At 59.5% G+C, this 12,675-nt stretch carries 17 protein-coding genes; 2 read left to right on the top strand and 15 right to left on the bottom strand.

What is annotated here, in order from left to right:
• On the top strand, positions 1-380 hold a 380-nt coding region (locus AC1RQ9_RS17385; protein WP_485987940.1), incomplete at its 5' end, for a hypothetical protein.
• 314 nt (positions 381-694) lie between these two features.
• Here AC1RQ9_RS17385 and AC1RQ9_RS17390 read toward each other — a convergent pair.
• The 4 genes from AC1RQ9_RS17390 to ssb all read right to left on the bottom strand — a co-directional run bounded on the left by AC1RQ9_RS17390 (position 695) and on the right by ssb (position 4,528).
• Complete coding sequence (locus AC1RQ9_RS17390) at positions 695-1,363, bottom strand: hypothetical protein (RefSeq protein WP_485987941.1); 669 nt, start codon at positions 1,361-1,363, stop codon at positions 695-697.
• A gap of 277 nt (positions 1,364-1,640) precedes the next feature.
• Positions 1,641-1,976, bottom strand: a complete 336-nt coding sequence (locus AC1RQ9_RS17395) for a hypothetical protein (protein WP_485987942.1) — start codon at positions 1,974-1,976, stop codon at positions 1,641-1,643.
• Between the two features lie 304 nt (positions 1,977-2,280).
• Positions 2,281-3,477, bottom strand: coding sequence for a DUF3991 domain-containing protein (locus tag AC1RQ9_RS17400; RefSeq protein WP_485987943.1), 1,197 nt, complete (start codon positions 3,475-3,477; stop codon positions 2,281-2,283).
• Between the two features lie 580 nt (positions 3,478-4,057).
• Positions 4,058-4,528: a single-stranded DNA-binding protein gene (ssb, locus tag AC1RQ9_RS17405; protein ID WP_485987944.1), complete on the bottom strand. Its 471-nt coding sequence runs from the start codon at positions 4,526-4,528 to the stop codon at positions 4,058-4,060.
• A 364-nt stretch (positions 4,529-4,892) separates the two neighbouring features.
• On the opposite strand from ssb, the gene AC1RQ9_RS17410 reads away from it, so the two are divergent.
• Positions 4,893-5,405 carry a hypothetical protein gene (locus AC1RQ9_RS17410; RefSeq protein ID WP_485987946.1) on the top strand — a complete coding sequence of 171 codons (513 nt, stop codon included), beginning with the start codon at positions 4,893-4,895 and terminating at the stop codon, positions 5,403-5,405.
• On the opposite strand, the gene AC1RQ9_RS17415 is transcribed toward AC1RQ9_RS17410, so the two are convergent.
• The 11 genes from AC1RQ9_RS17415 to AC1RQ9_RS17465 form a co-directional block, all read right to left on the bottom strand.
• Positions 5,402-5,908: a hypothetical protein gene (locus AC1RQ9_RS17415; protein ID WP_485987947.1), complete on the bottom strand. Its 507-nt coding sequence runs from the start codon at positions 5,906-5,908 to the stop codon at positions 5,402-5,404. The genes AC1RQ9_RS17410 and AC1RQ9_RS17415 overlap by 4 nt on opposite strands.
• Positions 5,905-6,294 (bottom strand): hypothetical protein, encoded by a 390-nt coding sequence (locus AC1RQ9_RS17420; RefSeq protein ID WP_048851748.1) that lies wholly within the window; start codon positions 6,292-6,294, stop codon positions 5,905-5,907. The genes AC1RQ9_RS17415 and AC1RQ9_RS17420 overlap by 4 nt, the downstream gene beginning before the upstream one ends.
• A complete protein-coding gene (locus AC1RQ9_RS17425; protein ID WP_485987948.1) occupies positions 6,291-6,674 on the bottom strand; it encodes a hypothetical protein in 384 nt (127 codons plus the stop codon). Before AC1RQ9_RS17425 ends, AC1RQ9_RS17420 begins: the two co-directional genes overlap by 4 nt.
• A gap of 57 nt (positions 6,675-6,731) precedes the next feature.
• Entirely contained in the window at positions 6,732-7,631 is a 900-nt protein-coding gene (locus AC1RQ9_RS17430) for an ArdC family protein (RefSeq protein ID WP_485987949.1), read from the bottom strand.
• A 72-nt stretch (positions 7,632-7,703) separates the two neighbouring features.
• Complete coding sequence (locus AC1RQ9_RS17435) at positions 7,704-7,859, bottom strand: hypothetical protein (protein ID WP_010512122.1); 156 nt, start codon at positions 7,857-7,859, stop codon at positions 7,704-7,706.
• A 264-nt stretch (positions 7,860-8,123) separates the two neighbouring features.
• A complete protein-coding gene (locus AC1RQ9_RS17440; RefSeq protein WP_485987950.1) occupies positions 8,124-8,594 on the bottom strand; it encodes a DUF3085 domain-containing protein in 471 nt (156 codons plus the stop codon).
• A 122-nt stretch (positions 8,595-8,716) separates the two neighbouring features.
• Positions 8,717-9,025 (bottom strand): DUF5983 family protein, encoded by a 309-nt coding sequence (locus AC1RQ9_RS17445; protein WP_010515656.1) that lies wholly within the window; start codon positions 9,023-9,025, stop codon positions 8,717-8,719.
• Between the two features lie 31 nt (positions 9,026-9,056).
• Positions 9,057-10,088: a phosphoadenosine phosphosulfate reductase domain-containing protein gene (locus tag AC1RQ9_RS17450; protein WP_485987951.1), complete on the bottom strand. Its 1,032-nt coding sequence runs from the start codon at positions 10,086-10,088 to the stop codon at positions 9,057-9,059.
• A gap of 156 nt (positions 10,089-10,244) precedes the next feature.
• Entirely contained in the window at positions 10,245-10,658 is a 414-nt protein-coding gene (locus AC1RQ9_RS17455; RefSeq protein WP_485987952.1) for a hypothetical protein, read from the bottom strand.
• The gene (locus tag AC1RQ9_RS17460; RefSeq protein WP_485987953.1) at positions 10,651-10,989 is read right to left on the bottom strand and encodes a hypothetical protein; all 339 of its coding nucleotides are present in this window, start codon (positions 10,987-10,989) and stop codon (positions 10,651-10,653) included. Before AC1RQ9_RS17460 ends, AC1RQ9_RS17455 begins: the two co-directional genes overlap by 8 nt.
• 182 nt (positions 10,990-11,171) lie before the next feature.
• The coding region (locus tag AC1RQ9_RS17465) for a ParB/RepB/Spo0J family partition protein (protein WP_485987955.1) at positions 11,172-12,675 on the bottom strand (1,504 nt) is incomplete at its 5' end.

Below are 12,675 nucleotides of genomic sequence, written 5' to 3' on the forward strand. Positions count from 1 at the left end.
TGCCAGACCTCAAAACGCATTCTGCCAAAGTAGTGCTAGACGACGGGCAACCGCGCATTGTCTTCAATACAGTCGCTGATCCGGGGAAAAAAGCTATTCCAATACTTGTTATAATTATACCTAATGTGGTGCCAAGGAAGAAAACGATAGATGTCATTTTTAGTGATTCAAGTAAATCTCTGAAATCAGACCTGAATACCCCTCCTATGGGATGGGTTATTTATCGCCCCTCTCTGTCAGAGTGGACAACAACATACCAGTCTCTTATGAATACACCTAGTCTAGAAATAAAGAAATCTACAAATACATATAATATAGACATTACAGTATTTAGTCAGGCATTTCAGTTTATTAATAACGAATACAAAAAAAATACATAATGAACCGTTACCAGGATGGCATACTACAGAGAAAATACTTTATGTCTGTCATAGCTAAAGATTACTCTGAACGGTTCACGCAAACAGTTTAGCCTATTGAGTAAGGATTTTCAGGATTTTTGCAGGCGAGTGGATGTTGAAGTGCCACATTGCGATTGACGCCGACAAACGTGGCGGCGCTCCGGGCGGGCGTGCCCGAAAACAACCCGACTGCGACGACGTGTTTTCATACTATATATCAGGCTTTTATTTTCTTAGCTATGCGAGCCTCATACTTTAAATATAAATAAATATCTGTACAAAACTAAAGAGCATCAGTTCCTTATTTTAGCTTTTTCTTCTTCAACCCTATCAAGCAATGCCTTAGCCTCCATCGGCGTGATAATGTCGCTAAAGCTGGTATCGTCAGTTGCAACAAACTGAAACTCCCATGGATGATCCAGACCAGCAATATACCGAACGGTATCGAGTAAAATTGGCGACAGTAGTTCTACGCTATGAGCGCAGACCGTCTCGATTGTCGCTGGGGGAATGTAGCCATCAATTATGCCACCGCTTGGCATGATGGTTTCCGAACACTGTCCATTCTTATTCGTCTGACTGACGTTGATGAAGGCGGGGCCAGTGCTGTCCTTATATTTCATATGGGCATAATCCCGAAATTCACTGCCGTTATATGCTTTTTCACCCCATGCTCCGGCTCCCACGTAAAACAGGACGTCACCAGGCTTCCCAAGCGGACCTGGTTTTGTCAGAATGGCGGCATCAAGCCATGCCCGCCCCCCATCCACCGATCCCTTGAGCGGCAATCGGTTCTGTACGATCATGATGGCCTGATCCCACGGCTGATTCACGACCGTCGTTTTTTCCTGAATTTCCGCCTCGGACATTTTCATGAGCCGCTCTTCACGACTTGCGAACGCGGATGTGGAGATACCTGCCAGCAGGACGGTTGTGGCAAGGATGAGACGATACGGCTTCATGGGAAATACGGATCTCCGGGTTCCTGATGAAGCCGAATGTAACAACCCCGGTGCCTGATACCATGCACAAACCAGCATAAGAGCCTTGATGGATTGAGCAATGGCCTGCTTCTTCCTGTCGACCCATGATGAATACGGCCGCGCGCTTTGGACAAGCTTTGAATAAGCAGATGTCAGGGCAAGTGATCATGATATCGATATGCCCGTCATGCCACGGCTCTCCCTCAACGACACCGGAGAACCAGTTCGCGGTCTTGCGGGACAGGAATATCCCCGGTCATAGCTCCTCCACCCCTTCCGCCACGCAACCCGGGGTCGTGGTGATCGTACCGGCCGAGAGCAGGATCGTCGCCGGATAGGAAAGATCCCAGTTCCCAAGCCCGCGTTCCCAGCGTCCATCGATAACCAGGCCGATAGGACAGCCCGACCGCTCGTACAGGCGGACTGCACTTTGCGGTATCGGGGGATCATCTTCGGCCTGTGCCAAACGCTGGCGCAGGTGGCGGTTCCAGATGCTCCGGGCCGGGCGCGACCGGGCAAACGTCCGTGAAAGGTCTGCCGTCATCGCCAGACGCGCGATCCCCCGATCCGCATAGTCTGAAACAGATCCCATGACCCTCTCCTATGTGAGATGATCCTGCGCGCAGGACCGTTCGGCGCCCACCTCTGTGGCACGCCAGGCGTAAATGACGATCATCCCGTGATCGTCGGCGAAGGAGGCGATGCGGCCTTCCAAGTCCTGGCCTCGAGCCATCGAGGCCGCGCGTTGCCCCGCAATCGAAGCGCCACGTAATTCCACATATCCGTCGCCACCCTGGCATAGGCGTTTGGGCATGCGCGCAGGCCTGCATATATCTGGACAAAGCCTGCAGCCCGCGATGCCGTCTGCCCGGTGAGCCGAAAGGATTCACGCTGGCTCACAAGGACATCCCCGACGATGGACCTGAACGTGGCTTGGCGGGCTTGCCCACAGGTTCAGACGAAGCAGGCAATGAGGAGGCCGAAACCCGCGGCGGCCGCTGCGTGCCGTGCGCCTCGGCCTGACCCAGCCATGACGGGGAAACCGTCTCCGGCTGCGCTTTCGCCCCTGAACCCAGGACTTCGGACAGGCGGCAGAGCGCACCAGGAACGGAACCGACCTGCATTCCTTCCCTGCGGGTTCTCAGGACCGCGTTCCAGTCCTCTCCCGGCCCTTTCGGAGATATCCGCCCCGACCAGAGACCGACGTCCTGCGCCATCGCAGCGAATTTCCCGGCATAACGATCCCCCTGCAGGTCGTTATCAACGGCAACAACCAGTCGCGCTTCAGGCTGGGCGGCGACCTGCATCATGACCCGTTTCAGGTTCGCTTCGCTCTCTGGGCTCATGCCGCCACCCGTCGAGGTATAGAGCGTTCCTTTGTGGAAGCGATCGAGTGCTGCAAAGGACAGTGCATCAATGGCCGCCTCGGTGACGACAAGGCGCGTCACGGGTTCTTCTCCCCCGTCGGCCCGGAAACCGAAGAGACGCTTGCCAACGCCGCCTGTCGAAAACCCCTTGTAATCCGGCCCCCGCATTTCCATCCCGGTGAACTGCCCGTCCGCATCCCGGTGGCCGAACCAGGCGGTTCCGTGCGGGCCTTCCTTCAGCGCCCCCTGCTGTCCGGCAATTGCGATAATATGGTCGGGCAACCCACGGATCTCCGTCAGATAGCGCCATGCAGCCGTCCCCTGCCCGGGTGCGGCGCGACGGTTCCACAGTTCAGCGGGATTGCGCCGCGATCTGTCAACGGCTCCCTTCGTACGCTCGACAACTTCGAGCGTCGGGCTCCTGCCGATCAGGGCGCGAAGTTCCTGCCTGACATGACCCAGGTTCTTTGAAGGATCGAGATACTGGACAAGCTTGAAGACATCGCCCTTGCCGTCGCCCTTGGGGTCCCACCAGCCCTTGCCATCGTGATTGACAATAATGGCCTCACTGTCACGGCGAAATTTCAGGTTACGGGCGGAACGCTGCGCGGTGGCCTGCCGATCCAGCCGGAACCCGGCTTTCTCCAGAACAACGGCGCAGTTTACAGCATTGCGAAGCTCATCAAGTTCTCTTTGCTGTGCTTCTGGGGAAGACGTGTAAGCCATGAAAGACACTCCTTCACGAACAGCATGGGTTGTGTTTCAGACCGCACCGGCATTTACGATGAGTATTTGAGATGATCGTGCGGAAACACACGACGACCTCTGTATGGTTCGTCGAGATATTGCGTCCTGCTGATCCGCGTTGAGGGTTTTTATTCTGCGTGAACTGCAAAAGAATACAGGACGCACGAATGGACGCAGTTTACGCGCGGCAGCAAACGGCATGTGCCCGCGCCACTGCACACGCATTACCGGGACTATGGACGAGCGGGCACTCACGACGCCAGATACTCCCTGTGAAGTATCCCGTCTGCGCCCACATCATGCGACTCACGAAAAAATAAGGTTCACGAGCCCGTATAAAGGTCGATGGAGAAACAGGAGAGACACAGTTCATCCCCGATGTGGACGGACGACCGGCGTTCCGGTGTCGGCCGACAGGCTTTCCCGATCGCCCGCGCCATCAGGCCTGTCAGTCCTCACAAGTATTCATGACGGGAACTGGCGCGGCAGAAACCGCAGTTTCTTCTCCCTGAACGGGCACAATGCTCCGGGTCGTTGACGACCCGGAACACCACGCGGCCTAAAACGGGATTTCGTCATCCACGTCCTGCGCGTTGGAAGTTGCGGCAGGAACGGGGCGCTGTGCAGCGCTCCGCGAGGGACGCTCTTCATCAAAACGTCCATCGCCCGTGCTTCGACCATTGGCCAGCACCTTCAGGTTTCCATCAAACCGATCAATGATGATCTCGGTCACATAACGGTCCTGTCCCTGCTGGTCGGTCCACTTGCGTGTCTCGAGATGGCCTTCGACATAGACCAGCGTTCCCTTCTGGCACCGACGTTCGATCACGGCTGAAAGGTGATCGTTGAAAGAGACGACACGGTGCCACTGGGTTTTTTCCCGGCGCTCACCGCTCGCGCGATCGGTCCAGGTTTCGCTTGTCGCCACGCCGAAGGATGCGATTTTGCCCACCCCTTCCCTGCGTGCGGCAAGATCCGGATCCCGGCCCAGGTGACCGATGATGATGGCGCGATTGACTGACTGGCTCATGGTCTTGTTCCTTTTTTCCTTCCTGGTCGTCTCCGGCCCCTGCCGGATCTCTGACCTGGTGCGGTCGCGCGGAAGCGGGCCACAGGCGGCGGGCGCAACCTCTCGGGGCGGCAGTGGTGCGGAAGCCGCGCATGCGGCTTCACGGTGCCGTCCCGACCGCAGGCCTGGGGGTTGCGCCCGACGACGACCGCTTCAGACCGCAAAAACCAGGTCAGAGACCCGGCAGGGGCCGAGGTCATGCTTTTGGATTTTGAATTTTGATTTCTGTTTTATTTTTCTATTTCGCTCATAATCGTGTCATTTATTCTTGTACAATTATGATAGTCGTCCTAGAATTTCCCTGTCTCTACATTGGGAGTTCATCATGGCGGTGATTACTGCGTCGGAAGGACGCATCACCCTGAAGGCCGACTTTCATCCCGAACTGGCAATCCAGGCCCGGCGTTACAGGGGACGTTTTCTCGGCAAGGAAATCGGCTGGTCCTTCCTCCCCGAACATGAGCCGGCGATCCGCCAGATCTGCCAGACCCTGTATGGCGTGAATGGCACGCCATCTGCATGGAATGACTGCTGCACCGTGCAGGTCGAAGTCGACGAGCAGGATGTCCGGGCACCGCTGTGGCGCCAGTTCAACGCCGATATTTACCTCGGTGGCCGTCACGTTGTCGGCGTTTTTGGTCCACGGCAGGCAGTTCGCACCGGCAGGGGCATAAAATTCCTGCGCGGCCAGCCGCATTGCGCCACCCGGATCGGCGCCTACCACATGGAGGTACCCACCGGCAGCGTTCTGGAAATCCGGAAATATCCGCGTGCCGCACTGGCGTTCCTGGGCCGGTGCCTCGACGGGCATGGCTCCTGGCACATGGCCCAAGACTAAAGCAGCCCGAGTTGCACGGTGGGCGCGGGTGCATCCGCCGACGTCGCTTTTCCGCCATATTTTGCCTGCAGACGGGCCATCTCCGCTTTCTCGCGCGCAACCTGTTCCTCGCGGGCGCGGGTCGTCCATGCCTCGACCAGCAGGTTTTCCCGGACACGCTGCCCGATTTCCTTCTCTACATCCGACCAGACAAAAGTCGGGTCGCCCCAGCAGGGATATCGCGCAACCTGATCGAGGAAATCGCGCCGTGTGGCTGCATTGTCGAACCATGTCTGCGCGAAGCCGGTCCGATTATAATACGCGATAAATCCGAACATATTGCTCAGCCGGTTATACAGGGCCGGGGTAAATTTTTCTGCGGGCATTCCGAGTGCGATGAACCGCAGGATCGCATTACCAAGCTTTGCCTTTTGCTGGGCCGTCGCCCATTGGGTGGGTTTCAGGAGAGCCGGGTCTAAAGGCGGGATCCGAAGCCACTCGCACAGGATCGGTCCCGCCGTCATGACACCTGGCTCCGGCATCGATAGCCGTTATGAAAGCGGTTCACATCCGGCAGATCCGGATAATGCCCCTCGCCCAGGCCCTCTTCATTCATCCTTTCCAGATAGCGCACTGCCACGGTCACACGGCGGGCATCGGCGAGGCTACGCAATACGACCAGATCCGAGCGGCCTCGCATATAACGGTCTTCCCAGAGACCCGTGACGGGGTTCAGCGCAGCCGCCCCCATCGTGCCGTTCAGAAAACATTCCACGATCCACGGCCGGGTCCGATAGGGACGCCCCGAAACAGGAGCCGGAAGACGGAAGATGGTTCCACTGGCAATGGTCCCGACCCGGAGCGGGTTATTACCGCCCTGAAATGGAGACGTATAATACTGGCGGATCATGCCACGTCTCCTTTGCAGGACGCCATGTTTCCGGTTTCGGCTGCGGATCGTCCATGCAGGATCCGCGCGCCATCAGCGTCGTTATCGACCATGAGAACCCATCTGTCCGTCCCCAGGGCGCCAGTGCGGTAAGCCGCATCAAAGCCACGTGGCTTACGATCGCCCCGACGGATATGCACACTGATGGAAAATGAGCGCCTGGGATGCGCGCCGGCGATCCTCTCACCGTAAAGCGTTACGGCAGTCGAGATTTCCGCGAGCGTCCGGGCTTCTGTCATCCCCCGTGCACCAAGGTGTTCCATCGGTAGCGCCTGAAGGATGGCGCAACCGTCGGAACGGATGCGCACGGCGGGAGTGGCAATCAGGGAAAAGACAGGCATGATGAACTCCATCGCTCAGCGCGCCCTCGCGGGCGCACGGGTTTTCAGGGTTGGGTTTCAGGCGGCAGACGCCACGTCCTCGACGGACGGCTGACGTGTCGATGAGCTGAAAATGTATTGGGCTGCGGCTGAAGCTGCGCTCGCTGCGGCGAAAATGGCGCGCTTGTCAGCCTTCAGCAGTGCCAGCCAGTTCCCGATGTAATCCGCATGGCGGACCGTCGGCTTGATCTGCAGTTCTGCGCACACGAAAGCTGATGTCATCTCTGCGACCAGTTCCTCGGCCGCGTAGGCATGGTCACCAAACCGTCTGCCAAAGATGCGCGACAGCCGGCTTTCAGCCCCGGTCCAATGCCCGATCTCGTGAAAGACGGTTCGGTACCAATCGATCTGGTTGAAATAGGACTGCTGGGGCGGAACCCGGATGAAGTCCGCATCCGGGGCATAAAATGCCTTGTCACCACCGATGCGAATGTCCGCCCCGGTTTCGCGCATCAGCGCTTCCGCGTGCGGCACGATTTCGCGTTCCGGCAACGGCGCAGTCGGCGCAACCATGCTTTCCGGCAGATTCTCGCACTGATCAACATTGAACACCGTAAACCGCTTGAGAAACGGGATCCGGCGAGGCTCGTCGGAGCCCGATTCCGATTTTGGCGTGAAACGGTCAGCATAAAACACCGTCGTCCCCTTCTCGCCTTTCCTGACATTGCCGCCCTGCGCATGCGCCTGGCGGAACGTCAGCCATTTCTGGGTAGAAAACCCCTGCATCTCTACCGAACCCCACAGCATCAGGATGTTGATCCCGGAATAGGCCCGGTCGGTCGCGGCATTACGCGGCAGGGCAATGCCGCATTTCGCGCGGTTCCATGGGCAGACCCATGGCACGGTTCCTGCTTCAAGTTCGCGGATGATGCGGTCAGTGACGGACCGGTGGATGTCGGTACGTTCGATTCTGGCCATGATCAGTCTCCAGAAAATGCAGACGCCGCCCCAAAGGGCGGCGCGGATGGGCAGCGGATGGCGAGGGTGGTGTCACCTGAGATCGATGATGCCCGTGCACGGATCGAGGAAGACGTCGGGCAGCAGGAGGAAAGTGACCATGGAGGCCGTCCAGAGGAGCACGATGGCGACGAATTTAGCGATTTCGACGGCAGGGCGGGACGGCGGCGCGATGCGGTTCTGTGCCATTTCCAGATCCTTTTTTCGGGGGTTTCGACCCCTTCCGGCGACCGCAGGCCAGACTGGCGGGCAAGGGCGCCGCACAGCGGCGGCACCGGAGCCGCGCACAGATGGCGCAGCCATCGCGCACGGCGAGGAGCCACCCCTTGCGCGGCAGGCTGGACTGTGGTGCCTGCCTCCTTCCTTTACTGCTTCATTTATTTCTATATTTTATTTTTATTATATTTTTATTCAGATTTGGCTCTTTCCAGAGCCGCCATATGCTTGTTCGCGTCAGGGTGTTTTCGGGGATGCCAGATAGGGGCAACTGATCTGCGCAGGCGTGACATCAATCCACAAACGACTGCCCGCAGTCGCCTCCAGTGCCTTGCGGATGGTGTTGGCAGAAAGAAATTCCGCGCCATCGTCACCGCCAAACGATGCGCGTTTGACATCGTACCAGTCGTCAGGACATGTGCGCGGATCAGCTTCGACGGCATAGGCGACAAGGTTCCCCTGACCCTCGGCATCACTGAAGTCCGGATAACCATTCGACATCAGGTACACCCCATGATCGCCGACCAGCATGAGTCCTGCCGGTATTTTGGTACGGTCGACATCCGCACCGGTCGGATGGCGCGACGACACGCCAGCCTTGAGAAAGGCCGGGTCGGCAAGCTGATCATAGGTAGGGGAATGTTCGCTCGCGGCTTGCGCATGAGCGAGAAGACGCGCCACCAAGACGTGGTCAAAATGAAGTTTCATTGCAGTATTCCTTTGTGTGAGCCCCTTGCGAGGACACAAAAAAGGCGGAACACCGATGTGTCCCGCCTTAAGAAATAAGAACCGGCGCCTCTGGCCCGAGGGACGCCCGATGCCGTTGCCGGTCATTCATCTTCATCATCATCAAAGAAACGAAGCGAAGCATCGACCGGGCCGTCCGCATCAAACAGGACGTAATCACAGTCGTGATTCCGGGCCAGGGCGAGAATGGCCCGCAGTGACCGCGACCCCGGCCAATCATGGGAATATGGATCCAGCGGGACATGGACAAACCATCCGTGCGGGCCGGACAGGCAGGTCAGCCCAAAGGAACCACCTGACCTTGCATATCTCTCAAGGTGTCCACGGTCCGACAGGGGAAGGTGACCGGTGCTCAGGTCGAGGAATTTCCGGATCTGGAAAGGCGCTAACATCGGGTTTCTCCCTGCTGGAAGATGAGGCGGGTCAGACCGGCCCGGCGCTCTCGCCGAATGCGCCGGCGGGCAGGACCCATTGTTCGGGGGATGTGAGGACACGGCCACGCCATCGGTGGCAGAGCGCGCGGCGCACCAGACCCGGGTGCTGGCGCACGGGGCCATAAACCGTGCCGCCGCTGGCCAGCGTGCCGAGGTCCCGGTCGCGTCGGATGGTGCAGCCAAATGCGCGTTCCCACTCACACAGCCGGGCGAACCGATCCGGGTCCATGTGACGCAGCGTTGCAGCCTGATCAGCGGACATGAATACACATGTCAGGCAGGACAGACGGCCAAACCCGAGCTGATAGGGAAGCGGCGGAATCACGCCATGCCGACGCAGGATCTGCCAGACAGCCGCTTCACTCCAGGCATGTACCGGCCGCCAGTGATCGATATGCCGTCGGGCCCGACCATCACGACAGTCTGCCCGGTGCCGCTCAAAGACAGCGTAACGGGCACGGTTCGCGGATTCCGCCGCGCGTTCTCCGGTTACAAACAGGGTCCGGGCATGACTGAAGCGCGCCTGGTTCCGCAGGGCGCCATCCGCAACCATGATCTTGGCGTATGGGGAACACCAGCGGACCGACAGGTTCGCCGAAACCTGCGGGAAGCGGCGTCGCGTATTGGGCGGTCCCTTGCCACCGACAGTGACCCGCCCTGTCGGGGTATCGAACCAGACCGGTGCGGTCGGCGCATTCTCGCGCAGCATTTCCCGCACGATCCCGCCCTGGCGGGCGGAAAAATACAGCCTGACGCCAAGGGCTGCAGCCAGATGCCGCCCGTAATCGGGCACATGCGGCCAGTCAAAAACGTCCCCGTCATCGTCCACACGATGGTGCCACCACTCGATGTGCTGCGGCGTCACGCCCTTTTCGAGCAGGTGCAGCGTACTGGCAAGGGAATCCTTGCCAAAGGAACAGGCGACGATGACGTGATCATAACGCGCCAGATCAGGTATCTCTCCGGGCTCCGGCACGACAGTTCCCTGACGGGATGACAGGCTTGCGGTCACCATGGACATTCTCCTTGTCTGAATGTCTTCTGGCGGTCCGACGGGGTATCGCGGGTCAAACGCGGCGCGCGCGCCGGCATCGCAGGCCCGCGGAGCGGGACAAGAGCCACCGTTTGAGGCGCGATGGCCCTTCGGGCATATTTTTCCTGTGTCTCCCTGCTTTTCCTATGCGTCCGCGTTCAGGTATTCGTGCAGATACCGGCGCAGCACCACGCAGGCTGCATGGGTGTCCCGCTCACCGTCATCCGCAAGGACACGATCCATCACTCTGGCGAGAACGGCGGCTGCCTGTCGCACCGGGCTGAAAACAAGGGAAAACCCAAACTGTCCCTGCAGCACGCCGGTCCCGGCATCGTGGACCATGGCCACGATCTCGCCATGGACGACTTCCTCGACCTCAAGGTCCACTTCCTGGCCGTCAGGCAGAATGGTGGTCCGGATCCCGTCAGAGTCCACACTGTCGGGGACGGCATTGAGGACGATCGGCGCAGCCGCCTCGGCGTCCGTCGCCGTGACCCTGAAATCGCCGGCATCGGCTTCAAACAGGCGCTCAACCAGCGTGACACGAAAATCAGGCATTGCCGTCCTCCCTTACCAGGACAAATTCGCTCAGTGTCTTGGCTTCGCGCCATGGGCAGTGCCACACCATCACGTCCTTTCCGCAGATTTCGGCGACAGAGCCACGCTCTCTCAGCCGGGCCAGTTTGTCCGACGTGACTCTGGGAACCGCCGTGAAAGCGGAGAATTCGACCACTGCCGCCTCCACGCTTTCATAGGGTCCCCGCCATCGGCGGGCCGCGGGCGGATAGATTTCAGGCGTCCGGATCAGAACCCCACCATCCGGGTGGAAACCCAGTTCAACCACATACCTGCCGATCAGACGCTTTTCCGTCATGTATTCATGGGTCATCACGGTTCTCCTTCGCCGACGCAGGTGAACGCGTAACCTGACGTTCTGGATAAGCCCGGTTGGGGCGCATCGCAGAATTTCCCGGTCGACGTCCTGCCTGAGTCCGTTGCTGGCTCACCGCCCGATCTCACCATTGGGACGGCGGGCCGTGAGCCAGAGCATCACGGCGGCAACAGCCTCGCTCAGCTGAAACCTACAAACTCAACATGCGTCCTGAGGAATTCTTCAGGTGTCTGCGATGGCGGAGCCAGACTTTCCGCCCTGCCGTGCGGCACGTCATCCCCCTGATCTGCCGCCAGGTCTGGGGGTGCACCAGCCACTTCATCGAGCTCAATGCCCGTCGCGGCAGGATCATCGGTTCCCGGGCCATCCGCAGGCGCACCAGCATCCGCGTCGTCTTCCGGGTCGATATCGTCGTCATGCGGCAGGTCCCCATCACCGTCATCCGCTCCGGATGGCGGGGCGAGCGCTTCCGCGAAGGTGGCGTTCAGCGCTACGACATCGACCTGGAAACGTGCTGCAGGATGCACCCAGATCCCCTGCCCGACATGGTCCATCAGGGCGCGGCGCATTTCCTTGCCGGTATTGCGCGGCAGGATGCCTTCGGCCTTTATGGCCTTCGTGATGCCGGGCTTGCTGAGCGTTTTCAGGAAGTCTTCATCCGCCATGGCGGGCAGATGGTCGTCCGCTTTCACGATATGGCCGACCAGGACACCCCAGTCGCCACTATTCGTCGCGTTCTTCTCGCAGGACAGCACGGCTTTCAGCACGTCGACAGCAGCGCCACGCAGGACCGCCTCGTCCAGCGCCATCTCGCCATCCTGGAACAGTCCGGCGGCGGCCACGAGTCGGCGTGACGGACGGCGCTGCGGGTAGTGCGCGTTGGAATCCCCATCCACCCGGACATTCTGCGCGTTGAGGGCCGCGATCATCAGCCCGACCAGGACCCATGGATCGGCAGAGCCCCGCATGCCGTCCAATGCGGCATGCAGCGCCTGGGTGCGGAAACTGCCGATCATGTCAAAACCGCGCCCCGAGATATCGGGCCGTTCCCGTGGCCCTTCGGGCAGGGCTTCAATGACGGCGGACGGCGTCACGCGGCCTGCCGCCTCGCTGCCCGGCAGGACGCACCAGCCCTCGCGAACCTTCAGGCGATGATCGAGCCAGAAGAATTTCGTGGCACCCTCGCGCTGCCAGTAGATCCGCACCATGCCGGGTTCGAAGACCGGCTCGCCGTTCTCGTCGCTCTGCAGGATCAATGCGTCTTCAGGCGTGTTCTGACCCAGCCACTGGCGCTGCGCCTTCTCATAGGCGAAGCCGTCATCGGTATAACGGCCGTCCTTCCCGGCTTCACCGAACAGATCTTCCTGCCAGGCGATCCGGCAGCTTTTTGCAATGGCGTCATCAAACGAGGCCTCGTTTGCATAAAAACGGTCCTGCCGCAGGGCTGACGCAATCCGGTCCCAATCGGGGATGGCAGCACCGGGTTCCCAATTTCCGTCGGGCAGTTGCTCGCCCTCATCTTCGCAGGCTTCAACGTCCTCGGGCGGCGACGAGCCAACCGGAAACCCGAAATGGCCCCAGACCTGTTCCTGCAGCGCGGTGGACGCAAGGGCGATGCTCGCCAGTTCACGATTGCCGGGCCCCTTGCCCGCCTCGATCCACGCCAGAATCTCGGGCAGGATG

The sequence above is a fragment of the Komagataeibacter ossonobensis genome (assembly GCF_057359305.1).